The sequence below is a fragment of the Neobacillus rhizophilus genome (assembly GCF_018343535.1).
In the GTDB taxonomy this organism is placed as follows: Bacteria; Bacillota; Bacilli; order Bacillales; family Cytobacillaceae; genus Neobacillus; species Neobacillus rhizophilus.
Genome location: NZ_JAGYPF010000002.1, coordinates 1,090,486 through 1,114,163, shown reverse-complemented (window position 1 = coordinate 1,114,163; position 23,678 = coordinate 1,090,486). Strand labels below are relative to the sequence as shown.

The 23,678-nt window shown below is 42.0% G+C and carries 29 protein-coding genes; 3 read left to right on the top strand and 26 right to left on the bottom strand.

From position 1 onward, the window contains the following. Positions 1–59: 59 nt before the first annotated feature. The 9 genes from KHA99_RS13170 to yugI form a co-directional block, all read right to left on the bottom strand. Positions 60–1,079, bottom strand: a complete 1,020-nt coding sequence (locus tag KHA99_RS13170; protein ID WP_213117888.1) for a glycosyltransferase — start codon at positions 1,077–1,079, stop codon at positions 60–62. Between the two features lie 18 nt (positions 1,080–1,097). Then, positions 1,098–2,771, bottom strand: coding sequence for a DUF6044 family protein (locus KHA99_RS13165; RefSeq protein WP_213117887.1), 1,674 nt, complete (start codon positions 2,769–2,771; stop codon positions 1,098–1,100). 122 nt (positions 2,772–2,893) lie between these two features. After that, positions 2,894–3,052 (bottom strand): aspartyl-phosphate phosphatase Spo0E family protein, encoded by a 159-nt coding sequence (locus tag KHA99_RS13160; RefSeq protein WP_249366612.1) that lies wholly within the window; start codon positions 3,050–3,052, stop codon positions 2,894–2,896. 190 nt (positions 3,053–3,242) lie between these two features. Beyond that, positions 3,243–3,650 carry a YugN-like family protein gene (locus tag KHA99_RS13155; RefSeq protein ID WP_213117886.1) on the bottom strand — a complete coding sequence of 136 codons (408 nt, stop codon included), beginning with the start codon at positions 3,648–3,650 and terminating at the stop codon, positions 3,243–3,245. A gap of 99 nt (positions 3,651–3,749) precedes the next feature. Further along, on the bottom strand, positions 3,750–5,099 hold the full coding sequence (locus KHA99_RS13150; RefSeq protein WP_213117885.1) for a glucose-6-phosphate isomerase: 1,350 nt from the start codon (positions 5,097–5,099) through the stop codon (positions 3,750–3,752). Between the two features lie 196 nt (positions 5,100–5,295). Continuing rightward, a complete protein-coding gene (locus tag KHA99_RS13145; RefSeq protein ID WP_213117884.1) occupies positions 5,296–6,459 on the bottom strand; it encodes an iron-containing alcohol dehydrogenase in 1,164 nt (387 codons plus the stop codon). 123 nt (positions 6,460–6,582) lie between these two features. Further along, the gene (locus tag KHA99_RS13140; protein WP_213117883.1) at positions 6,583–7,854 is read right to left on the bottom strand and encodes a Glu/Leu/Phe/Val family dehydrogenase; all 1,272 of its coding nucleotides are present in this window, start codon (positions 7,852–7,854) and stop codon (positions 6,583–6,585) included. 79 nt (positions 7,855–7,933) lie between these two features. Beyond that, positions 7,934–9,133, bottom strand: coding sequence for an ornithine--oxo-acid transaminase (locus KHA99_RS13135; protein ID WP_213117882.1), 1,200 nt, complete (start codon positions 9,131–9,133; stop codon positions 7,934–7,936). A 182-nt stretch (positions 9,134–9,315) separates the two neighbouring features. Further along, positions 9,316–9,717: a S1 domain-containing post-transcriptional regulator GSP13 gene (yugI, locus tag KHA99_RS13130; protein ID WP_213117881.1), complete on the bottom strand. Its 402-nt coding sequence runs from the start codon at positions 9,715–9,717 to the stop codon at positions 9,316–9,318. 229 nt (positions 9,718–9,946) lie between these two features. Between yugI and KHA99_RS13125 the strand changes: the two genes are divergently transcribed. After that, the gene (locus KHA99_RS13125; protein ID WP_213117880.1) at positions 9,947–10,168 is read left to right on the top strand and encodes a helix-turn-helix domain-containing protein; all 222 of its coding nucleotides are present in this window, start codon (positions 9,947–9,949) and stop codon (positions 10,166–10,168) included. A 138-nt stretch (positions 10,169–10,306) separates the two neighbouring features. Here KHA99_RS13125 and KHA99_RS13120 read toward each other — a convergent pair whose 3' ends face one another. Next, entirely contained in the window at positions 10,307–10,570 is a 264-nt protein-coding gene (locus tag KHA99_RS13120) for a DUF1871 family protein (protein ID WP_213117879.1), read from the bottom strand. Positions 10,571–10,662: 92 nt separating this feature from the next. On the opposite strand from KHA99_RS13120, the gene KHA99_RS13115 reads away from it, so the two are divergent. Further along, positions 10,663–11,826 (top strand): MalY/PatB family protein, encoded by a 1,164-nt coding sequence (locus tag KHA99_RS13115; RefSeq protein ID WP_213117878.1) that lies wholly within the window; start codon positions 10,663–10,665, stop codon positions 11,824–11,826. Positions 11,827–11,872: 46 nt separating this feature from the next. Here the strand turns inward: KHA99_RS13115 and KHA99_RS13110 are convergent, their stop codons facing one another. From KHA99_RS13110 to KHA99_RS13080, 7 genes are all read right to left on the bottom strand, one after another. Then, complete coding sequence (locus KHA99_RS13110; protein ID WP_213117877.1) at positions 11,873–12,250, bottom strand: PH domain-containing protein; 378 nt, start codon at positions 12,248–12,250, stop codon at positions 11,873–11,875. 73 nt (positions 12,251–12,323) lie between these two features. Further along, the gene (gnd, locus tag KHA99_RS13105; protein WP_213117876.1) at positions 12,324–13,736 is read right to left on the bottom strand and encodes an NADP-dependent phosphogluconate dehydrogenase; all 1,413 of its coding nucleotides are present in this window, start codon (positions 13,734–13,736) and stop codon (positions 12,324–12,326) included. A gap of 149 nt (positions 13,737–13,885) precedes the next feature. Beyond that, complete coding sequence (locus KHA99_RS13100; RefSeq protein WP_372447600.1) at positions 13,886–15,088, bottom strand: alanyl-tRNA editing protein; 1,203 nt, start codon at positions 15,086–15,088, stop codon at positions 13,886–13,888. A gap of 214 nt (positions 15,089–15,302) precedes the next feature. Then, positions 15,303–15,641: a hypothetical protein gene (locus KHA99_RS13095; RefSeq protein WP_213117874.1), complete on the bottom strand. Its 339-nt coding sequence runs from the start codon at positions 15,639–15,641 to the stop codon at positions 15,303–15,305. A 160-nt stretch (positions 15,642–15,801) separates the two neighbouring features. Next, a complete protein-coding gene (locus KHA99_RS13090; RefSeq protein WP_213117873.1) occupies positions 15,802–16,356 on the bottom strand; it encodes a superoxide dismutase family protein in 555 nt (184 codons plus the stop codon). Between the two features lie 96 nt (positions 16,357–16,452). Next, positions 16,453–16,662 (bottom strand): hypothetical protein, encoded by a 210-nt coding sequence (locus tag KHA99_RS13085; protein WP_213117872.1) that lies wholly within the window; start codon positions 16,660–16,662, stop codon positions 16,453–16,455. Positions 16,663–16,743: 81 nt separating this feature from the next. After that, positions 16,744–17,484, bottom strand: a complete 741-nt coding sequence (locus KHA99_RS13080) for a peptidylprolyl isomerase (protein ID WP_213117871.1) — start codon at positions 17,482–17,484, stop codon at positions 16,744–16,746. 126 nt (positions 17,485–17,610) lie between these two features. Between KHA99_RS13080 and kapB the strand changes: the two genes are divergently transcribed. Beyond that, positions 17,611–17,991: a kinase-associated lipoprotein KapB gene (gene kapB, locus KHA99_RS13075; RefSeq protein ID WP_213117870.1), complete on the top strand. Its 381-nt coding sequence runs from the start codon at positions 17,611–17,613 to the stop codon at positions 17,989–17,991. A 36-nt stretch (positions 17,992–18,027) separates the two neighbouring features. Here kapB and kapD read toward each other — a convergent pair whose 3' ends face one another. The 9 genes from kapD to KHA99_RS13030 all read right to left on the bottom strand — a co-directional run bounded on the left by kapD (position 18,028) and on the right by KHA99_RS13030 (position 23,653). Continuing rightward, positions 18,028–18,651 (bottom strand): 3'-5' exonuclease KapD, encoded by a 624-nt coding sequence (kapD, locus tag KHA99_RS13070; RefSeq protein WP_213118006.1) that lies wholly within the window; start codon positions 18,649–18,651, stop codon positions 18,028–18,030. A 171-nt stretch (positions 18,652–18,822) separates the two neighbouring features. Then, positions 18,823–19,203 (bottom strand): hotdog fold thioesterase, encoded by a 381-nt coding sequence (locus KHA99_RS13065; protein ID WP_213117869.1) that lies wholly within the window; start codon positions 19,201–19,203, stop codon positions 18,823–18,825. A gap of 116 nt (positions 19,204–19,319) precedes the next feature. Continuing rightward, positions 19,320–19,550: a hypothetical protein gene (locus tag KHA99_RS13060; RefSeq protein WP_213117868.1), complete on the bottom strand. Its 231-nt coding sequence runs from the start codon at positions 19,548–19,550 to the stop codon at positions 19,320–19,322. A gap of 101 nt (positions 19,551–19,651) precedes the next feature. Continuing rightward, complete coding sequence (locus KHA99_RS13055; protein ID WP_213117867.1) at positions 19,652–21,160, bottom strand: leucyl aminopeptidase; 1,509 nt, start codon at positions 21,158–21,160, stop codon at positions 19,652–19,654. 65 nt (positions 21,161–21,225) lie between these two features. Beyond that, entirely contained in the window at positions 21,226–21,603 is a 378-nt protein-coding gene (locus KHA99_RS13050; RefSeq protein WP_213117866.1) for a DUF309 domain-containing protein, read from the bottom strand. 89 nt (positions 21,604–21,692) lie between these two features. After that, positions 21,693–22,301 (bottom strand): stationary phase survival protein SpsC, encoded by a 609-nt coding sequence (spsC, locus tag KHA99_RS13045; RefSeq protein WP_213117865.1) that lies wholly within the window; start codon positions 22,299–22,301, stop codon positions 21,693–21,695. Positions 22,302–22,420: 119 nt separating this feature from the next. Then, positions 22,421–22,744 (bottom strand): YuiB family protein, encoded by a 324-nt coding sequence (locus tag KHA99_RS13040; protein ID WP_213117864.1) that lies wholly within the window; start codon positions 22,742–22,744, stop codon positions 22,421–22,423. Between the two features lie 134 nt (positions 22,745–22,878). Further along, entirely contained in the window at positions 22,879–23,007 is a 129-nt protein-coding gene (locus KHA99_RS13035) for a YuiA family protein (protein ID WP_213117863.1), read from the bottom strand. A 154-nt stretch (positions 23,008–23,161) separates the two neighbouring features. Continuing rightward, positions 23,162–23,653, bottom strand: a complete 492-nt coding sequence (locus KHA99_RS13030; RefSeq protein WP_213117862.1) for an NUDIX domain-containing protein — start codon at positions 23,651–23,653, stop codon at positions 23,162–23,164. Between the last annotated feature and the right edge of the window lie 25 nt (positions 23,654–23,678).

Genomic DNA, 23,678 nt, shown 5'->3' with positions numbered 1-23,678 from the left:
ACATATGTATTCAAGGGAGGGAGGTTGTACGACAAAAAAAAAGAGGGTAGGCCCTCCTCTTATTTTAGGTTTACAGGAAATAGTTCTTCATCATTGGTGGTGTTCAGTAAATGACGCCGGGGAATCGGCAGATTTAACGTATCGATATCAACAATGTATTTAGGGCGCTGCTTCGTTTCCTTATATATTTTTCCAATATATTCCCCGATTAGACCAATCGCAATTAACTGCAGCCCGCCAATTAACCAGATGGAGGTAATCAGCGAAGTCCAGCCTGTTTCGGTATTGCCTAAAAATTTTAGAGTCAAGAAATAGCCGCCAAAGATTATACTCATCAGAAAAGAAACAAAGCCAATTACCAGCACAAAGCGGATCGGCGAAACAGAAAAGGAGGTAATCCCATCAAAGGCAAATGCCAGCATTTTTTTTAACGGATATTTAGTCTCTCCTGCCTGCCTTTCGAGCCTGTCATAATACACCACATCCGTGTGAAACCCGAGAAGCGGCACGATTCCTCTCAGGAATAAATTCACCTCTTTAAAACGCTCCAGTTCATGTAGGGCCCGTTTACTCATCAGCCTGAAATCAGCATGGTTATAAACAAGGTCAACACCTAATTTTCTCATCATTTTATAAAAGCCTTGGGCCGTGCTTCGCTTAAAAAATGTGTCCGTTTCTCGGCCTTTTCGTACACCGTAGACAATCTCGCTGCCTTCATTAAATTTCATAACAAATTCGCGGATGGCTCGAATGTCATCTTGAAGGTCCGCATCAATCGAAATGACGCAATCAGAAAAATCTTTGGCCGCATGGAGCCCAGCCACAAGTGCGTTTTGGTGACCGACATTGCGGGCCAATTTTAAGCCGCGGACATATTTATTTCGCAGCCCCTCTTTATAAATCAGTTCCCATGTTTGATCCTTACTTCCGTCATCTACAAACAAAAGCTTGCTTTGCTTTGAAACAAGCGAATCGGCAATCAGCTCCTCAAGTTGCTGCTGAAGCTTCACCATTGTTTCCGGCAAAACTTCCTCCTCGTTATAGCACGGTACAACAATAGTAAGGATTGGTTCCATCATCTGCTAATACCCCCGATGTTAAAATGTCTTATACAAGTAAATTTTCCAGGCAGACGTTTTGGTGACAAACACCTTTTCAAGTGTCAGCTGATTTTTAGCAGCATTATCGATCGGGATAGCTGAAAAAATATAACGCCCGCCCATTTCCTTAAAAACAGCCGTGTTTAATTCCAAGTTTTTTAGATGCCGCTTGGAATCTTTTTTTATCATATATCTCTTTCCAAGCTGTGCCGTATAAATATAGCAGCGCCCGCCCCATTGGTCGAAATACTTTTGAATGGTTTTATTTTTAGCCAATTCCTTTTCAATTATTTTCCTAAATTGATGTTTGTAGCTTAATGGATAAAAATTATTATAGGTATCAAGTGTGTAAAACCCATTAAACTGGGCGATTGCCGGATGGATGCCAATACTTGCGACCCGATACTCCTCCTGGGGCAGCGCAATATAATCTTTAATTTCCGCGAATAAATCCTCGGCATAAAACTGCTTCACTGTCGGTTTGTCGCGGTAAATGATTTCATCATTGAATAGTCCCAGCACCAGAAGCTGCATTATCGCTAAACACTGGGCTGTTTTCGCCCAATTGACTCCCTGCATGGTGATGATTTTAAGGGCTAACGCAAAGCTTGCATAGATCACCATCGGCCGTAAAAAATGATAACGGGCGAAATTAAAGGTATCCATAAAGTGGAATTTTTTTGTCAAAGGCAGCCAGCCCTCATAAAACCAGAACGCATACCATAACGACAAGAAGAAATTTAGGGCAAATAAAAAAACAAAGATTCTTTCCTGCCTCCACAGCTTTTTTGAAACAATAAAATAAAAGGCGAAAAAAGTAGCTGGCAGGATGATTAAAGTATGAACCGTCATTACATGGGTGTGTCCCAGTAGATAATTTTTAAAGGTGAGCCGGACAGCACGCCAAAAGGGCAGTTGCGCATGGAAATATTCGTCGCGGCTATTCGGTTCTCCTTTAAATAAAAAAGAATAGACTAAACGATACTCAACAATTGCAAAAACAAATGTCATATAAACAATCGCAAACAAGAAGCGAAGGTTCCAGCCCTTTTTACGAAGACAATCTACTAGCCAAAAAACCCCCATCGCACTTAAAAAAAAGAAAAATCCCAATACGATGCTGGCGTAAAAAGGCAGGAAGGTTAACACCGCATAATCCTTTAAAGACCCTTCACCGCTGCGGATATTTAAAAACGCCCACAAGGCCAGCGGCATGCCTAATGTACTTAACATCCCAGATGGCCAGAACGGCGTCATCGCAAAGGCCAGGGCTGCGGAAATGTTTAATAGAAGCCAGCGTCCATCAGGAAGAAAATGATTTTTTAACAGCAAATACATCCCGAAAAATGCCGTGACTCTCGTTAATGCCTGACTTAATGCATAGGCCGTCATCGTTGGCAGCAATGAATGTAGCCAAACAATGACACTGTACTCCGTTCCAAAGGCATTCCTCGAAAGGAGCCCATTAATAATTTGCGGAACTGCCCCCTCAACACCGCCGAATATTTCGCCGCTCCTTGCCAAGACCTTATACCAGGCGATGTTGGAGTCCAAATTATCGTGAACCCGAATATGGGCATTTTCCTGCAGAATAAATAACGGAGAAAGATAGACTGCTAAAACAAGCAAGGCAAAGATGATATATCTTTGCTCTTTTTTTGTTTCTATCATCACTTTTTGCACCTCAAAAACATGGTTGTAATTTGTTTTCAATTTTCCCTTTTAAACTTTGCATTTTGGCTGGAAATTATTCCATAAAAAAAACCTTCCGGCAAATGGAAGGCTTTTTTGTATTAATGTTTTACACTTTTCCTGTCATATGTATTTAAAAGTTGGTCCAGTTGCTGACTGCATTGGACTACATTTGGATTGGAGTACCCATAAAGATGCGCTAATTCAATCATTTCCTGTCTCGTTTTTTCAATAATGGATAACAAAGAATTCTCCCTCATCATCATGCTCCAACCCTCAATTTCATAATATAACAATAGTATTAAACATAATTTACAAGTTTTCCTAGATATATACAAGTACCTTAATGCAAAGAAAATAGTTTATTTTGTGAAGATTTTGTGAATGTAAATTCTTATGAATAAGGAGAGAGGCAATTGTGCTCCTCTTCTCCTCATTAAGCGAATCAACCTAATCTGATAGCAATAATGATTCCAGTTCCGCTACAAGTGATTCCCCAGCGTTCAAGGCATGATCTGAAAGACTGGCATCTTTATCGGTCGGCTCTTGAAACTGATTAAAGGAACCGGAAAATGTGCCGGAAGTTCCTTGTTCATCAATTCCTTCCTCATATTGGTGGGAGAGCAGAAACGGCCTGCCAAGTTCAACCGTGCAGCCATTTCTATCGAGGTTGCCATCAACCGCTGTAAATGGCAGCCTTAAAAATTGATAGCCATCTTGATCATCTATTTTGTAATCAAAGGAACCATGGTCATAATCCCAATTCCCGCCAATAGAATAGCCGATAGGTTTTAATTTTTGTTCAAGCTTATACAAATCAAACTGTTTTCCTTCAACTTTAGACGGCAATTCCTTCAAAACATATCACCCCTTTTAGACATTAAGGTTAGTATTCCCTTTGCTAATAAATTCATAAAAAAGAGTGCCGATTTTTATCAGCACTCTATACTTTAATTATTATTTTAAACGTTTTTCCAACTCTGCCTTTTTCTTTTCAAATCCAGGCTTGCCTAAAAGAGCAAACATATTCACTTTATAGGCTTCCACACCAGGCTGATCAAATGGGTTGACGCCAAGCAGGTAACCGCTCATGGCACATGCCTTTTCAAAGAAATAGACAAGATAGCCAAATGTATACTCATCCATTGCCGGAATCGACACAATTAAATTTGGAACGCCTCCATCGGTATGGGCAAGCATGGTTCCTTCAAATGCCTTGTTATTAACGAAATCAACAGTTTGACCTGCTAAATAATTAAGTCCATCAAGGTCGTTATCAAATTTCTCAATAGTCAGCTCATGACGAGGATTTTCTACCTTGATGATGGTTTCAAATAGGTCACGGCGCCCTTCCTGCACATATTGACCAAGGGAATGAAGATCCGTTGAAAAATTAGCCGATGATGGATAGATGCCCTTTTGGTCTTTTCCTTCACTTTCTCCGAACAACTGCTTCCACCATTCTGAGAAATATTGCAGCCCTGGCTCATAATTTATCAGCATTTCAATGGACTTACCTTTATTATAAAGAATGTTTCTGACGGCTGCATATTGATAAGCCTGGTTGTCCTCAAGCTCTGAATGGCTATAGTCCTCCTCAGCTTTGGCAGCGCCATCCATCATTTTCACAATATCCGCTCCGCTCGCAGCGATTGGCAGCAAGCCCACAGCTGTTAACACTGAATAGCGGCCACCGACATCATCAGGAATGACAAAGGTTTCATAGCCTTCTTCGTTCGAAAGTGTTTTCAAAGCTCCTCTCGCTTTATCGGTTGTCGCATAAATTCGTTTGCGTGCTTCATCCACACCGTATTTTTCTTCGAGTAGTTTACGGAAAATACGGAAAGCAATCGCCGGCTCTGTGGTTGTTCCGGATTTGGAGATCACGTTAATCGAGAAATCCTTATTTTCAAGAAGGTCCATAATATCCCGCATATAAGAAGAGCTGATATTATTGCCGGTAAAAATAATTTGCGGGGTCTTCCGCTTATCTTTTGGCAGGGCATTGTAAAAGCTGTGCTGAAGCATTTCAACTGCAGCTCTTGCTCCTAAATAAGAGCCGCCAATCCCGATAACAAGGAGAACATCGGAATCTGTCTTGATTTTTTTAGCTGCTTTTTGGATCCGTGCAAATTCCTCTTTGTCATAGTTAGTTGGTAGGTCAATCCACCCTAAAAAGTCACTGCCAGCTCCGGTTTTTTCATGAAGGGAATGGTGGGCCACTTTAACGGCATCCCTTAAGTATGTAAGTTCATGTTCTCCAAAGAAGGAGAGAGCTTTTGAGTAATCAAAACGAACATGTGTCATGCATGATCCTCCATTATTTTATATTTCATAAATCACTTTATCGAATAAGGGGTGGATTAGCAAGGAAAGCCCCCTGTTGTAAGCGTACCCAATTTTGATGATTTTTTTACAAAATTGGACATTTTTCGTCTTTTGCTTTTATTTTTGCGTTTTGCCCGCAGAAAAAGGCCCGGGCAGTAAGCCCGAGCCACTCTTCTTATAATGCTGCACGATAAATCGCCAAGCAATCTTCTCTATTCAATTTTGTAAAGTTGCCAAATTCCCCGTTGGCCATGGCACGGTCTGCCATCAAGTCAAGCTTGCTTTCATCGATGTCATAATCAGCTAAACGAGCAGGGGCACCGATGCTATTCCAGTACTCCCGCAGCTTACGAATACCTTCAAGGCCTGCTTCCTCAGCGCTTTTCCCTTCAGAATTAACGCCAAGAACTCGTTCGGCAAGCTGCTTGAAACGCTCAGGCTTGACTTTGAGATTGTGCTCCATCCAATGCGGGAAAAGAATCGCAAGGCCGCCGCCATGCGGAATGTCATAAACTGCCGACACTGCGTGCTCTAAATTATGGGTTGCCCAATCGCCGCGGTAGCCCATATTTAAAATACCGTTTAAGGCCATGGTGCCGCAATAAAGAATGGTTGCCCGGTGATCATAATTCTCGAGGTCTTCCAGCAATTTTGGTGCTGTTTCCATAACTGTAATCAACAGAGATTCGCACATGCGGTCCTGAAAATCCGTTTCCTCAGTAAGATGGAAATAATGTTCAAGAACGTGGGACATCATGTCAACAATTCCGTAAATGGTTTGATTTTTTGGAACGGAATAAGTATGAACTGGATCAAGAATAGAGAATTTCGGAAATGTTACCGCACTTCCCCAGCCGTATTTTTCATTTGTTTCCCAATTTGTAATGACGGAACCCGCATTCATTTCCGAACCGGTTGCAGCCAGTGTCAGCACGGTGCCGAACGGAAGCGCTTCCTTAGCAAATGCTTTTTTAATGACTATATCCCAGGCATCGCCGTCATATTTCGCTCCGGCAGCAATTAATTTGCTGCAATCAATTACACTTCCGCCGCCTACTGCCAAAATGAAGTCTATTCCTTCTGTTTTGCAGATTTCTACCCCTTTTCGGGCCGTTGTTATACGTGGGTTGGGTTCTACTCCAGGAAGTTCAAATACCTCTGCCCCAATCTCATTTAGAATTGTCACGACCTTGTCATATAGACCAGTACGCTTGATGCTTCCGCCCCCATAAACAAGCAGGACCTTTTTCCCATAGCGCGGAACTTCTACTTTTAGCTGTTGAAGCTGATCTTTCCCAAAAATTAATTTGGTTGGATTTTGAAAAATAAAATTATCCATTTTTTTGAACACTCCCTTCCATTTTTATTATTATGGATATTAAGTTTTTTTGCAAAATTGGCGCCCAGCATATCCCTGGAGACAAACGAAATACCCGCCAGCAGGCGGGCATTCCTTTCTTCATTAAACCCATCCTCTATAAAGAGATGCCTCGGCCATTTTTTGGATCCCCGTCATACAGGCAGCCAAACGCATATTAATATTTCGGCTTTGCGACAAGTCATAGACCGTGTTAAACGATTGGACAATCTTTTCTCGCAGTTTATCTAAGATTTCTTCTCTGCCCCAATAGTATCCTTGTTTATTTTGAACCCATTCAAAATAAGATACAATTACACCCCCGGCCCCAGTTAAAACATCGGGCACCAGAAAAATGCCGCGCTCAGTAAGGATTCTGGTTGCCTTAATGGTCGTTGGGCCGTTTGCCACTTCAGCCACAATCCTTGCTTTTATGGCATGTGCATTTTGGGCCGTAATTTGATTGGAGACAGCAGCAGGAATCAATATATCACAGTCCTGCTCTAGTAGTTCTTCATTTGTGATGACACCGTCAAAAAGAGTTGATATCGTGCCAAAGCTGTCACGTCGTTTAAGAAGGTACTCTATATTTAAGCCGTCCGGTTCATATAGGGCACCATATACATCCGAAATGCCGATTATATCTGCTCCTGCTTCATGCAGAAACTTGGCAATAAAACCGCCGGCATTGCCGAACCCTTGAATGATGACCCGGGCTCCCTTAAGTCTTATCCCCTGCTTTTCGGCTGCTTCTTCAATGCAGATCGCTGCCCCCAATGCTCCGGCTATATCACGGCCTTCTGAACCCCCGAGCACGAGCGGCTTCCCAGTAATGAATGCAGATGAACCATACTGTTTAAGCTTGCTGTATTCATCAAGCATCCATGCCATAATTTGGGCATTCGTGTAAATATCCGGGGCCGGAATATCTTTGGTCGGCCCGACAATTTGGCTGATTGCGCGCACATAACCCCGGCTTAACCGTTCAAGTTCTCCCATTGACATGGTTCTTGGGTTACAAAGGACTCCCCCTTTTCCTCCTCCGAAGGGGAGACCTGCAATCCCGCATTTTAGACTCATCCAAATTGCCAATGACTTTATATCATCTTCACAAACGCGGGGATGAAACCGAATTCCCCCAATTGTTGGCCCAAGGGCATCATTATGCTGGGCTCGGTAGCCTGTGAAAATTTTTGTCGATCCATCATCCATCCTCACTGGAATTCTTACAATGAGCGACTTCATTGGCTCAGACAGCAAATCAAACATCTCCGATTTAAACCCTAGTTTATCTAATACTTCTCGAAAGACCATTTGTGTAGATGTAAGCAGGCTTAATGTTTCTTTTTCTTTTCCATCTCCAACCGTATTCCCCATAACTGCACCCCTACTATATCAAAAAGTCCCCATATGATCAGCGGGGGGTAAAGCCCCACTGCTTTCATGCATGATGTCGTTATCCTAATATTTTTTGAATTCGTTCAATTGCCCAGTCGAGTTCTTCTTTTGTAATGACCAGTGGTGGAGCAAAGCGAATGACGTTGTCATGGGTTTCTTTACACAATAGACCCTCGTCTTTTAATTGCTCACAATATTTTCTAGCAGGTTCAGAGAGTTCCATACCAATAAACAGGCCGCGCCCGCGAATTTCCTTAATTTTTGGATTCTGGATTTCCCTTAGTTTCTTAACGAAATATTCTCCTAGCTCCAATGACTTTTCCGCTAGTTTCTCTTCTTGAAGAACGTCGAGTGCTGCGATTGATACTGCGCATGCCATCGGATTCCCGCCAAAAGTCGATCCGTGTGAGCCCGGATTGAAGACTCCTAAAATCTCGTTATTGGCTACAACACAGGAGATTGGGAATACACCTCCGCCAAGTGCTTTTCCGAGTATATACATATCCGGTTCAATGCCTTCCCATTCACAGGCAAACATTTTTCCTGTCCGTGCCAGACCTGCTTGAATTTCGTCGGCAATGAACAGAACATTATTTTCCTTACAAAGGTCATATGCTGCCTTGATATATCCTTCAGGAGGAATAATAATACCCGCTTCACCTTGAATTGGTTCAATTAAGAAAGCAGCAGTGTTAGGTGTAATCGCCGACTTTAAAGCCTCAATATCGCCGTATGGAACTAGTTTAATCCCCGGAAGCATTGGGCCAAAACCACGTTTGTATTCGTCGTCAGAAGACAAAGAAACTGCCAGCATCGTTCTGCCATGGAAGTTTCCAACGCAGCCGATGATTTCAGCTTGAGTATCAGGAATCTTTTTGACATCATAGCCCCAGCGCCTTGCTGCTTTTACAGCGGTTTCCACTGCTTCAGCACCAGTATTCATTGGGAGAGCCATTTCTTTGTTTGTCATTTTACAAATTTTTTCGTACCAAGGTCCAAGCTGATCGTTATGGAAAGCACGGGAAGTCAGCGTTACCCTATCCGCCTGTTCCTTTAACGCTTGAATAATTTTGGGGTGGCGGTGGCCTTGATTGACCGCTGAATAAGCGCTAAGCATATCCATAAATTTATTGCCTTCCGGGTCTTCCACCCAAACTCCTTCAGCCTTATGAATCACGATCGGCAGGGGATGATAATTATGTGCGCCATACTTCTCGGTTTTTTTAATAATTTCTTGCGAATTTATATTTGCAGGCATTTATTAATCCTCCGTTTTCAGGCAATTTTAGTTACATACATCTTTATTGTAGCCCAGCACGATAAAAGAATGAATTTGTTCACAAAAATTTTTATAATCTTCTTTAACTGACTCAATAGCGACGGTTAACAGAAAAAATAAAGCCTAGACCCGTTATATGCTGAGTCTAGGCTTTAAAAATACTATTTTTTAATTTCTTCTCGTTGAGATTGGTCAATCCATTCCTGGAGCTTTTCTTTTAATGTGTTGAATCCTTGCTGTCCATCGCCTTCTTGGATAATGGCAGCAGCAGCCTGGCGCTTACGCGGCTTTTTAGGGCGTGCCGCTTGTTGAATAGGTGCTTCTTCTGTAGCTTTGATGGACAGGCCAATTTTTCCAGCCCCTTCATCTACCGACAAAACTTTAACCTTTATTTCGTCGCCTACTTTTAAATGGTCGTTTATATCCTTCACATATCCGTGCGTGATTTCAGAAATATGAACAAGACCCTGTGTATTTCCGTCCAAAGCAACAAATGCCCCATATGGTTGAATACCTGTTACTTTACCTGTTATAATACTACCGGTTTCAATTTTTCCTGACATGAAAACACTCCTAAGTAAATAAATTATATATCCCTTTTATACGCATTATAAAATTATACCACATCAGCTAGTCATAATCAAAAACTAATTTCCAAAAAATAAACAAATTCTTCAATATTTTCAAATTGTCAGAATATCGTAACATCATTTTGCAATGAGATTAAAAAAAAGAATAGTTACCATGATATAATAATAGACAGCAAACTATCCAAAAATAGGGGTGAACAGTATGAATTCAATCGGTCATATTATTAAAAAGGCCCGTGAAAGACGCCACATGACCCAGGAGGAACTGGCACAAAAGGTTAGAGTAGGGATTCAAACGATTGAGAATTATGAGTCAGGGGAACAAATTCCAAGCTCTCAAACGATTTTAAAACTATCTACTGTTCTCGATATTCCGGCTGCAGAGCTTTTAAAAAACCATAAAGAACCATCTGTTAATGAATGACGAAAAAAAGCGGAAATTTCCGCTTTTTTTATTTTTTGAAGTATATATTGGGGAAAATGTGGAAATTATGATAACATAAGCTTTCTAGTATTCCCCCCTTTTTGAGCGGACCGCCTAACAGTTGGTCCGCTTTTTTTGTTAGATCGAACATGAATCATTGGATTTAATGGTTAAAAGTTCTTCCGCCATTTTCAAGCAGTTCTCCAACGGAATGATTCTCTCAAAAGAAAATTCATATATGCTTTGGATTCTCCTTGCCAGCTTGGCAGGATCATCTAATTCATGGACAGCCTGAATCACATCCGCGATCTCTGTTTCATAACTAGCGTTTGTCAACTGAAATGGGTTCCATTCATTCAATAAATCAACGATTTTCAAATTTGTTTGAATCTCTTTTCTCATCGTAAAAATCTCCTATTAATTTTCCATTTTGCTTAAAATATTTTATCATAAGAGATAGGCACTATAAAAATATTTCGGGTGGTGGGACAAAGATGTCAATATTTAATGAAAGAATTGACCGGAGGAATACCTCCTCAGTTAAATGGGAGGCAACAAAGCATCTTTTTGGAGAAGAGGACCTGTGGCCGATGTGGGTTGCAGATATGGATTTCAAGCCGCCACAGGCTGTCATCACGGCAATAAAGGAGCGGGTAGAGCACGGTATTTTCGGCTATACATTTGTACCTCCCTCCACATCTCAAGCGATAGCAGAATGGCTTTTGAAAAGACATCAGTGGAGTATTGAGCCGAATTGGCTTCTGTATTGCGGCGGCGTGGTACAGGCAATCAGCACGGCTATCCAAACGTTTACCGAAGAGGGCGATCATGTACTGCTCCAATCACCAGTGTATACACCTTTTTTCGATATGATAGAAAAAAACAATCGAAAGATTATCAATGCTCCGCTTATTCTTGACGAAGATAAGTACAGGATTGACTTTACCGCCTTTGAAAATGCTTTAAAGCAAGGCTGCAAGCTCTTTTTGCTGTGCAGTCCGCATAACCCTGGAGGAAGAGTTTGGATCAAGGAAGAGCTGGAGAAAATTGCTGAACTCTGTTTAAAGTATAACTGCCTGATTCTTTCTGATGAAATACATTCCGATCTCGTCTATAAAAAGCATAAGCATATTCCGATTGCGTCACTAAATGAGGAAATAGCTGAAAAGGTGATTACTTTTATTGCCCCCAGCAAAACTTTCAATCTTGCTGGTCTGCACGCTTCCGCTGTCGTAATCAAAAATGAAACCTTGCGTACTCAATTCCAGGAAACGATGAGGCGACAGGGGTCCTTTTCACTGAATACTTTTGGCATCACCGGGATGGAGGCTGCCTATCGTGAGGGCGAGGCTTGGCTCGAGGATTTGCTTGATTATCTTCAGAAAAATAAAGATTTCGCAATTTCCTATCTTAAGGAGCATCTGCCTGAAATTACTTGCATCGACTCGGAAGGAACCTATCTGCTTTGGCTGGATTGCCGAAAGCTTGGACTTAGCGATAAGGAACTTCGGCAGCGCCTCCTCCAAAAAGGAAAACTGGCGCTCGAGCCCGGCCCAAAATACGGGCCAGGCGGCGAAGGCTTCGTCCGCATGAACATCGCCTGCCCCATGGATGATTTAATCGAAGGATTGAAGCGGCTGAAAAAAGCATTTGAATAAAAGAAATCCTGACCCCACACGTAAATCAGCAGGGGGCAGGATTTTTTTATTTTAATACATATTCAGCCAGTACGCTTTGCAGTTCATAGATATTTAAATTTTTGTTAAATTGTTTTTGCAGTGGCAGGGCACTGCCGGAAACCCAAATTTTTAGTTCTGCATCCAAATCGAAATTCCCGGCCGTTTCAATGCTAAAATGAGTAATACTCTTATAAGGAATCGAATGATACTCGACTTTCTTTCCTGTTAAACCTTGCTTGTCCACTAAAATCAAGCGCTTGTTTGTAAAGAGGAACAAATCGCGAATCAGCTTATACGCTTTCTCAATTTGTTCATTCGGCGCCAGCACCTTTGCAAATTCCCTTTGAATTTCCGCAACATTTACTTCCGAAGCATTACCCATTAAGCCATCCAAAAATCCCATCAATACTCCTCCATTCTTCCAACTTTTCTCATTTAAGTATACTAGAAAACTCACAGAGATACTGTGAGTTTTTCTAGATTTCCAGCCATTCGGTATGGAAGGTCCCTTCCTTATCGACTCGCTGATAGGTGTGGGCTCCAAAATAATCCCTTTGCGCCTGCAGCAGGTTGGCAGGCAATACTGCTGAACGGTAGCTATCATAGTAGGCAACGGCACTTGACAAGCCTGGAACTGGAATTCCTATTTTTACGGCAGTTGCCACCACTTCCCTAGCAGACTCTTGATAATCAGCGGTAATCGACTGAAAATAAGAATCCAACAATAAATTTTCCAAATGCGGATCGCGGTCATAAGCATCCATGATATTTTGCAGAAATGCCGCTCGAATAATGCAGCCTCCCCGGAAAATTTTTGCAATTTCACCTGGCTTCAGGTCCCATTTATACTCCTTGGAGGCTGATTGATATTGACTGAATCCTTGTGCATAGGAAATGATTTTACTAAAATATAAAGTTTTTCTGATATGCTCAATAAAATCCTGCTTGTTTCCAATAAACTTATTGTCGCGCGGCCCACTTAAAATTTTGCTTGCTTTCAAACGTTCATCCTTCATAGCTGAGATAAACCGTGCAAAGACAGATTCGGTAATCGTTGATAATGGCACACCTAATTCAAGCGCACTTTGACTGGTCCATTTTCCCGTTCCCTTTTGTCCGGCCGTATCAAGAATGACGTCAACTAAAGGCTTGCCGGTATCAGTGTCGATTTTTGTAAAAATATCCGCAGTAATTTCAATCAGGTAGCTGTCTAGCTCACCTTGGTTCCATTCGTGAAAAACTTCATGAAGTTCTTTTGCGGATAAGCCCAGCATTGATTTCATAAGATGGTAAGTTTCACAAATAAGCTGGATATCCCCATACTCGATGCCATTGTGTACCATTTTGACAAAGTGTCCCGCTCCATCTGGTCCTATGTATGTACAGCATGGCTCACCATCTACCTGTGCAGAAATTGCTGTAAGCAGCGGCCCGACGTGCTCGTATGCTTCTTTTTGGCCGCTCGGCATGATGGAAGGACCCGTTAATGCCCCTTCTTCTCCTCCTGAAACTCCGGCACCAATGAAAAGAATCCCTTTGTCCGCAAGCGCCGCATTCCTGCGAATCGTATCCTGATAGTAGCTGTTCCCACCATCAATAAGGATATCTCCTTGCTCCAAATGTGGAACGAGTGATTCAATTGCCTTATCCGTAATCACACCGGCATTCACCATCAACAAAATCTTCCGGGGTGTTTCCAGCGATTGGATAAATTCCACAATGTTTGTGGTCCCAGTAATGTTTTTATCTTTATGCTGCTCTAATATTTCGTTTACCTTCTCGGCAGATAGGTCGTAGACGGACACGGAGAAACCTTTGCTTTCAAAATTCAATGCCAAACTTCTCCCCATCACTCCGACTCCTACAACGCCCACTTGTTGTTTAGCCAATCTAAATCATCCCTTCAAGATGTTTAAAAAATATTTCACCATTTTTTATTATAAACGAAAAAATATTTCAAACAACTCTAATACACTAATTTAGAAAATTCAATTTTAGTATTCACTGGGAAGGGATGTTCATCCAATTTTTTTTACGTTTATGTTGATGCCACTTTTAGTGAATCTAGTATATGCTGCAAAAGCACTTCGCTTGAAACGTGCGGGGTACCGCCGCCTTGGGCAAAGGAGTCATTGCCCCCGCCTTTGCCGTTAATGAGTTCCAGTCCACTTTGAATCAACTTATTCATCTTTTCGGTTCGGGACGCACCCCTAGCACATACTAACTGGAGCCGGTCTTCATTTTCTGCTGCCAGCACAACCACCGTTGCAGCATTTTCGCCAGTCACAAGCCTTGCCAGCTTTTGCAGTTCCTGAATCGAACGGTTTTGAAATACTTTACCAATAACACCAGCGGATGAGGACTTGCCCAGAAGCTCTTTCACTTCATATTTTAGTAGGAGCTCTTGCTGCTGCTCCAGTTCCTTCTCCAGTACCTTCCTACCTTCGATAAGCCGAATGGCTGCTTGTTCTATCTCTAGTTCTGGTGTATTAAGAAGTTTTGTTAAGCCAAGCAGCACCTTTTGTTTCTGAGAAAACTGATTCAGGACACGTTCACCACAGACAAATTGAAGGCGGACCTTTTTCTTCTGTCTTTCCCAATCTAAAATCCTAATTGCCCTTATCTCACCTGTTCCTTTCGGATGCGTCCCGCCGCAGCCGTTATAATCAAAATCCGGAATGATGACGAGGCGGATATTTTCCTTAACCTTAGTCTCTTTTCGTAAAGGATATTGAGATAATTCCTTCTCGGTCACCCATTTTGTTTCAATCGGTCTATTTTCTAAAATAATTTGATTGGCCAGTTCCTCGGCTTTTTCTGCTTCTATTTCGGTTAATTGTTCAGTATCCAAGTCAATCGTGACGGTTTCATTACCTAGGTGAAAACCAACAGTTTTATACTCAAATAAATGCTCAAACGCCGCGGACAATATATGTTGGCCGGCATGCTGCTGCATATGGTCAAACCGCCGCTCCCAATCAAGTTTCCCGCATACCTCTTTTTTCTCCGAGGGTAATGGGATCTCAAGGTAATGGCGAATTTCACCATCGACTTCCTCCACATTAACCACTTTGACTCCTTCTATCAAGCCTGTATCAAATGGCTGCCCGCCGCCGGTCGGGTAAAAGGAAGTCTGCGATAACACCACGAACCAATTGCCTGAAGAATCCTGATCCTGCTTTACAACTTCCGCTGTAAAGGATTTTATGTACGAGTCAGTATAGTACAATTTATTTTCCATCATAAATGCTCGCCTCCGAAGTATTTCACTATACCCATTGTGGAAAAAAATAATCAATTAATCAAGTTAAATGAAAACTCGCCGATTGGCGAGTCCGATAGGACGGTTCATGAGGCGTAGTTGAATTTATACTTTCCTATTAGCCAGAGAAAAACCTGCTCCCGCGAAAGGAACAGGTAAAATTGATTAAAGTCGTATTAATTTCATTGAGGGATTATTTTTTTTCTGTTCTTGGGCCAGTAGGAGTGGTCATCTGTGGAAAACCGCCCATTTGCGGGAATCCTTGCTGTGGAAAACCGCCCATTTGCGGGAATCCTTGCTGTGGAAAACCGCCCATTTGTGGATAGCCGTGGTAACCGCCCATTTGTGGATAGCCATGGTAACCGCCCATCATATGCGGGTATTGCTGTGGAAAACCGCCCATTTGTGGATAGCCGCCCATTTGTGGGAATCCTTGCTGTGGAACACCGCCCATTTGTGGAAATCCTGTCATTTGCGGGGACCCCATTTGTCCAAACTGCCCTGGAAATCCGCCCATTTGTCTTTTGCTCATCCTTTATCCCTCCTAAACTATTTCATGGTAGTGTATGTACAACTAGTGGGATAAGCGTAGATAGATACCTATTCTTTGAAAAAAGGGCTTTCTTCATTGGATGATGACAGCCCCGATTTGCATCTTTTAGTTTTAGGAGCAATGGACATTACAACCATTGTTATCGTTTTTCATCCTGAGCTTTCTTTTGGCCCGGTTTCTGTTTATTATTGGAAACCTCCCCGCAGGCCACTCTTTTTCCTGAATTACCTGCCGGCTGCGTCATACCATCATCTTTTTTCTCAGTGACAACAATGGAAGTACCTTCCTTTGTGAACAAGGATTTCTTCCCATCCTTTAACGTTGCATTCGGGGCCATCAGGTCGACTTTCGCAGATCCGTCATCCTCAACAATTAAATTCGGCAAATCGCCGGCATGGGCACCTTTTGGATGAAGGAGGCCATGTTCTTTGCTTTCCGGATTAAAATGGTTCCCTGCCGATTTAAAATCGGGTGCTTTGCATGTGCCTTTTTCATGGATATGAATGGCGTGTACACCCGGCGTCAGGCCCTTTAGGCTTCCAGTCAATTTCACCCCGCTTGACTGCTCAGCCAATTCAAGCGTTCCCAGCGAATCTCCTGAAGCATTATGCATATCTACATTCACCTTTGTAATCGTCTTTTCCATACATCCCGACAGAAACAGGAGCGGAATGAACAGGCAAAGTTTTTTCATATTTATAGATCCCCCCACAATAGACAATTTGCGATTAGTATGAACAATCGAATATTGTCCTATTCCCGCTGTGCCAAAAAGAAAAAGAACAGCCTTTTAGCTGTTCTTTTGTGAAGTATTATTTCGTTCAAGCTGTTTCTCTAATTCTTTTGCCTTCAGGGCTTCCCGCTTTGAAATTTTTATGATAAAGCGAAACGTAAGAATGGCTGCCACAAAGAAAATCGCAAAGCTGATGACAGCCGGGATATATTCTGATTTATCTTCCGGGAAGTATAAAAACAAGGATAGAATAAATGGCTGAAACATATTAATCTCCCTTTCTACAGAGACCTGTGTCTAAAGCCTAATTATACAATAAATGATGTTTCAGACCAATTTTTTATTCTCCTATTTTAGGACCTTGATATGCTTAATCACAACATCTGTTTCCGGCTTGTCCTTTGCATCAACCTTTATGTCAGTAATTTTGTCAACAATATCCATTCCCTCGACTACTTGGCCAAAAACAGTGTGCCGGAAGTCAAGCCATGGAGTCCCGCCATTCTCAGCATATGCCTCGATAATTTCTTTTGGATATCCTGCCTTTTCCAATTGCGACTTCATGGATGGGTCAAGCTTGGTGCTTTGAACGATAAAGAACTGACTTCCGTTCGTATTGGCACCTGCGTTTGCCATTGACAACGCCCCGCGCAAATTAAACAGGTTTTTCGAGAACTCATCTTCAAACGGCTTGCCCCAAATACTTTGGCCGCCTGTACCATTCCCGTTCGGGTCCCCGCCTTGGATCATGAAATCCTTAATGACTCTGTGAAAAATTAGGCCGTCATAATAACCATCCTCGCTATGTTTCACAAAATTTTCTACTGCTTTTGGAGCGTACTCTGGAAATAATTTGATTTTGATATTCCCCATTGAAGTTTCCATCTCCACAAGCTGTTCATTCTCAGCCACCTCTGTTGTAAGCTGTGGATAAACTGTATTTCCCACTTGCTGCTCTCCTTTCTTCTGCACAGTTTTTGGCGCGGCAGTGTCCGACTTACTTTCTTCCGTCTTACTGCTTGTCCCACATGCTGCCAATAGAACAACCATGATTAAAAAAGAAATAAAGATATGTACATTCCTTCTCATACTAGCTTCCCTCCATTCTCTCGCTTTAAACGAGATAATTTTTTGCATCATGTTTTTAATTTATTATTTTTCATAATAAAATGGAAGAAGTAAAGGAATGAATTTTAGAGTTAGGAGTGTTTTATTGTGTCAGAATTAGAAATAGGAACGATTGTAACGGGGATTTATAAGACTGGAAAATATATCGGGGAAATCACGGATATAAGACCCCAAGCCTATTTGGTAAGGGTTTTGGCGGTTGCCAAACACCCGATGCAGGGGGATTTACATAATCCTAAGGATGCTGATGTTATGATTTTTCATGAAAGACGGGCCCTGGCCCATCGGGAACAGGCGAATATTCCGAAACAAATGGTCAAACCATTCGAAGGAGACGTACCTGAATATTTATCATCACTGAAGGAAGCATATGGAAAAATGAGACACGAACTGGAGGAGATGCAAACCAAATGGGCCGAAATGAGCCTAAACATGTTGGATTCCCTTGAAAAGGATTATTTTAAGTAATAGTAAAGGCCAAATCCATTAAAGTGATTTGGCCTTTTATGCGAATTCATTTAAGAACTTTGAAAAATCAATACGATCACCAATGGTCGTTGGTTGTGGCTTCTCTAAATAACGTTTATCCTTTTCTACCAACTTGAATATATTATAGGTAGTCAACGCATCATCTAGAGCCCGGTGGTGCCTGCCTGTCCCTTCCTTCCCATATTCCTGGACCGCTTTCCAAAGCCCGGTTTGATTTTGGTCACCGAAGAATCGTTTATACTCCATCGATAAATCTAATTCTGCAGCATGGAATGGAAACGCAACTCCTGCCGCTAAACAATTCTGGCGAAGTACCTTCATATCCATATTTCCCCACGTAACAATGGTGGTATCCAATTTGTTTTTATTAAATTCCTCGAGCTTTCGGATAAACTCAAAAAAGGATAACCCCGTGTCCACTTGCTGCTGCGTAATATGTAAGAAGGACTTGCAGCGTTCGGTTAATTTTGGAAATTTAAGCGGCGTAACAAAAGAGGAAAACTGCTCGGTAATATGATCATCCACAACCGCAACAATTCCAACCTCAATAATTTCCGCAAAAAAGTCCCTCACTCGAACATTCCGTTCAGGCATCGTAAATTCAAAATCAATAAACAAATGCTGCCGCGCTGCCTTCATCACTTTTCACCCGCCTTTCCATTAAAGTCGTCTTATTACATTATATAATCATACCTGTACAAAAAATTGTGCTCATTTCTTACATTATAGCATGAATTTGAAGTAAATTTTTTAAATTTTTGTACAATATGGTAAAAAAGGACGGGAAATATCTCCCATCCCAACTCATGACTATTTCTTTTTAATGACGGCCATCGTGCATCTTGATACGCAAATGAGGCGGTCCTGTTCATCAGTTAGTTTAATATCCCAAACCTGTGTCGTTCTCCCTTGGTGAAGGACAGTTCCAACAGCCGTAACCACTCCCTCATGTTTGGAACGTACATGATTGGCATTAATTTCAAGACCAGCGACAACCTCAGTCTCCTGGTCAACTAACTCATATGCACCGACACTTGCCACTGTTTCCGCCAAGGCAACCGATGCCCCGCCGTGCAAAATTCCAAATGGCTGACGAGTGCGTTCATCAACCGGCATACTGGCAATTACCTTTCCCTTTTCAAGGTGGGTGACTTCAATTCCTAGTGCTTGAAGCAATGTATTTTCTATCATGTATGTTCCCTCCGATATGTAATTGGTCCTCTTTAATCTATTCTCGTTTTTTGAACAATTTCCTTTATATTTTTTAAAAAGAAAAAACAGCCCGAGCTGAGCTGCTTTTTCAAATATTAATAATAAGGTGCTCCAAAACCAGGGTATCCGATGCCTGGATAGCCAAAGCCAGGGTATCCAAAACCGCCATAGAACGGCGGTCTAACAGCCCAAGAAGCCCCTAATCCACCACCGATCAATCCGCCTAAAAAGCTAAGCCCGCCAATTGCCAACGGCAAGCCCCATCCCCATCCTCCAATAAATCTTTGATCTTGGATCGGGTATGGACTTCGATAATATGGGTACATGAAGGCCTTTCCTCCTTTTCCTTTATACTTGCCTATACTATTTCATATGCAGGGATAACTGGTTTGGAGTGGGCGGGCTTAGTCTATGGCAAGCCCCTTTCCTATTTTTCAATAGGTTCGAACCGTTCAACAAAAAGGGCGAGCGTTCTCGTCATGACGCCTGTTGCACCAGCAGGACCAAGGTCATGGGATTTTGATGTCGTCGCTGTCCCTGCAATATCCAAATGAACCCAAGGTGTATTTTCAGCAAATTCGCCGATAAATGCCCCGGCGACAACGGCATGACCTTCGCTGCCTGGGGAGTTGTTAAGGTCAGCCACTTTACTGTTCCTGACCCGTTCCTTTTCACTTTCAAACAGTGGCAGCTGCCACATCTGCTCTCCTGCTTCCATGGCAGCTTCCAATACCTGCTCATATAATGTCTCGTGATTTGTCATAGCGCCTGTGGTGTTTAAACCAAGGGCAGTAATAACGCCTCCAGTCAGGGTAGCAACATCGACCAAGTATTCGGCTCCATGATGCTTTGCATAGGTTACTGCGTCAGCAAGGACAAGCCGGCCTTCCGCATCTGTATTTAAAACCTCAATTGTTTTCCCGCTCATAGAAGTAATTACATCGTCAGGCTTAAAGGCATTTCCGCTAATCATATTGTCCGTTGATGGGATAACAGCCACTACATTCTGCTCTGGTCTAAGCCCGCCAATAATTTCCATGGCACCGAGGACAGCGGCAGCACCGCCCATGTCAGATTTCATTCCAACGATACCTGCTTTCGTTTTAATGGAGTAGCCTCCGGTATCAAAGGTGATCCCTTTTCCGACAAGGCCGATGACATCCTTCCATTCTTCTTTACCTTGATATTTTAAAACAATCATTTTCGGTGGCTCTACAGACCCTTTATTGACAGCGAGGAAAGCCCCCATACCCAATTTTTCAATCTCAGCTTTATCGAGGATTTCTGCCTCAAAATCGTACTTTTTAGCGAGTTCAGCCGCATAGTCAGCCATATTAGTAGCAGTCAGCATATTACCTGGAGTGTTAACGAGCGTACGGGCTGAATTGGTTCCCTTGCCAAAGGCATATCCTACCGTTAGCGAGGCGTGGATTTCCTCCTCATCGGCGGTATTACAATAAATCGTTAGATGGTCAAGCTTCTTCTCAGGTTCATTTGATTTTTGCTTATAGCCATCGAACTGATAAGTGGCTAGAGTATATGCCTCACTTAGCGCATGAGCAGCATCCTGCCCATCCACCTTTTCGCTTATGAAAGAATCCAAATATACGGACGCTTCCGTCTGCTTGCCTTCCTTTAACTCTTTGAATAGCCGTCCAAAAGCCTTCCTCAATTTATCAAAGGATAGTTCCTTTTCTTTGCCCAGTCCGACAATCCAAAGCCGCTTAGAACCGATTTTGCCAAAACTATGTACTTTGTTAATTTTATTTAGCTTTGCCGAGATATCCCCAGCTTTGACGAGTTCTGTCAACTGCCCATCAAAAGCCTCATCCAATTTGGCCAGCAGTCCGGAAAACTTTTCCGGTTTATCCAACAGACCAATAACTAAGCTTTCATGCTTTGCTGATAAATCGAATTCTTTTTTTACATCAAACATTTTGATCGACCTCCGCTTTTTGATTCGAATCCATTATACCGAATTGGGCAATTTATTTCGATACTCTAAACATCCTCCAAATACAAAAACAACTGAGGCAGCTTTGGCAATTCCCCCACCTGTTCAAATGGGACACTGTCTATGTCTTGAGGAAATAGAGCCAAGCATTGTTCAATAAATGGATAGACTTTTTCCAAGTCCAGCCCCCAAAACTTGGGACGGTATGCCTGCAGGTAGCGGTGGGCTGTTGCCATCATAGGCCTGGCTCCCTTCACATTTCCGTACTCATAGTGATAAATGGCCACACTCATTTGCAATAATCCTTTTAAAAAAAGATTATCCCTATCAATCAGCCACATTTCCTCGAGCAGGTCGTGGCAAGTGTAATAATCCCCTTCATTAAAACTGACAAAAAACTCATAATACTCGATTGGATAATCCATAAAACTACCTGCCATTCTGCCTTTTTATTCAATTTTATTAGATAGGCATTCAGAATTCCATTAAAAAACAAAAACAGGCACAGGGCCTGTTATTTTTTTTCTGAACTTATATATTGCTGCCTGAAGACCTGCAGGGATTTATCTTCATTTAATGCTTGCAACTGTTCCTCAGACAGTTTTCCATTTCCTTTTTGAACGATATATACATCGACCGTTTTCTTGCCCCAATGGCTGTAAACATCCTCAACTGTTTCATAATAAAGGTCCAAACGATTTCCCTTAATGGCACCGCCTTTGTCAGCGACCACTCCATACCCATACCCTGGAATAAAGAGGACGGTTCCAATTGGAAAAACAGTTAGGTCTGCTGCAATGGTTGAAAACAAATCACGCTTAACTTTAACACCGGAATAGGTGATTCCATATTCGGGGTGGCCCTGATTTTTCCCGGTGGATTCCGCCCCAGCCGTATAGCCGGTTGCTGTAACGGTATGTTTAGGGTATTGGGACCAATCAATGGAATTCTCCAGTGTTTGGGCAGGCGCAGTGACTGCCTCGCTTACTGAAATGGCTTTAACTAAATGAAAAAACATGGTCTGCACAGGTAAACCTGAAATAGATTGGAACGTCGCGAATAATGCCAAAAAGAACAAAATAATCATAGCAAATCGTTTCGTCCAATTTTTCATTTTATTCATTCTTGTTTTCACTCCTCCCAAAATATTCATTCCCAAGTAGGAATGAATTATTCAAAAAAGGAGTAAAAAAATTACCAATAAAGTTTTATATTAAAAAAGACTTTCATAAAAGTGAAGGTCTAAAACATTTGGTATCCATTTTTTCGTAAGAATTTAATGGTAAGACCTGCGGCAATTGCTCCTGCCAGACCACTAGATAAAATAAGAACATCCGCAGTCGCTAAGGAGCCAAGTCTGTGCCCTAAGTCTAAAAAGGCAGCTTTGCTATTCGTAAAATATTCAATAAACGAGACTTTATCTATGATAAAAATGGCGACAAACGGATAAATGACAGCCATAATCCATGACATTCTTAAAAGCATATTCAGAATAAAGCCAATTCCAAAAAACAACACAAAAAACAGTACAATTGAAATAATCAAGACAACAATGCTCATCTGCATTGAAACTCCCCCTTTGCATCAACATATAGTGTACTCAATGTCCATGTGGGAGTCAATATTAACAGCATTTTAACGCAAAAAAATAGCCCTTCGAGTCTTCGAAGAACTGGGTTTTCCTTTTTTCCTAGGAACGGTTATTTTTCAACTTTCTTGCCAGTGCCGCCGCAGCTTGCGCAGGTTTCGGTTCCGCCGAGAACCAATTGAAAATAGCCGTTTCCTGAACAATAATCACAGTTTTTTGTGTCAACACTTTGAACTGTCATTAAAATCACCTCTTCTTATTAACTTAATTTTCTGATAATATACCAAGTATTTAAATAAAAAGAAAGAGCGAAATTCAGGCAATTTGGACGGAAGAAAACGGATACACCTACCGTTTTCTTTCATTTACTAAGCGTGACGTAAATTTTCTAAATATTAAAAAAATAATTTATAAGCGGTATAGCCAAACTGGTCACCAGGATTTACGCCGTCGATAACAGGCTTCTCAAGCAAATCCTTTCGCCCAATCAGATACTCTAAAAGAATCGATGCTTCCTTTTCCTTTAGCAGTTCTTCCGGCGCCATAAATCTAGCTTCATACAATTCATATTCCTGATGGGTAATATCCATTTTCCCGGCTGGTTCAAGTAAAAACAGCAGCATGTTATCACTAATTTCACTTTTAATTACACCCGTACGCAGCCCAATCAGTCCTTTAACCGTACAAGCAATTCCCGTTTCTTCCTTCACCTCTCGAAGCACGGCTTCATCTGCCGTCTCACCTTCTTCGACAAAGCCTGCAGGGAGGGACCACTTGCCTTTTAACCCGCCATACCTCTTTTTAACTACCAGCCATTCACCCGCATCAGATTGAACCAACCCGGAAACAGCCAGCCAGACCTTCCCGCGTTTTTCCCGACTGCTCATAATTTTCCCCCTATCTGTAGCTTTT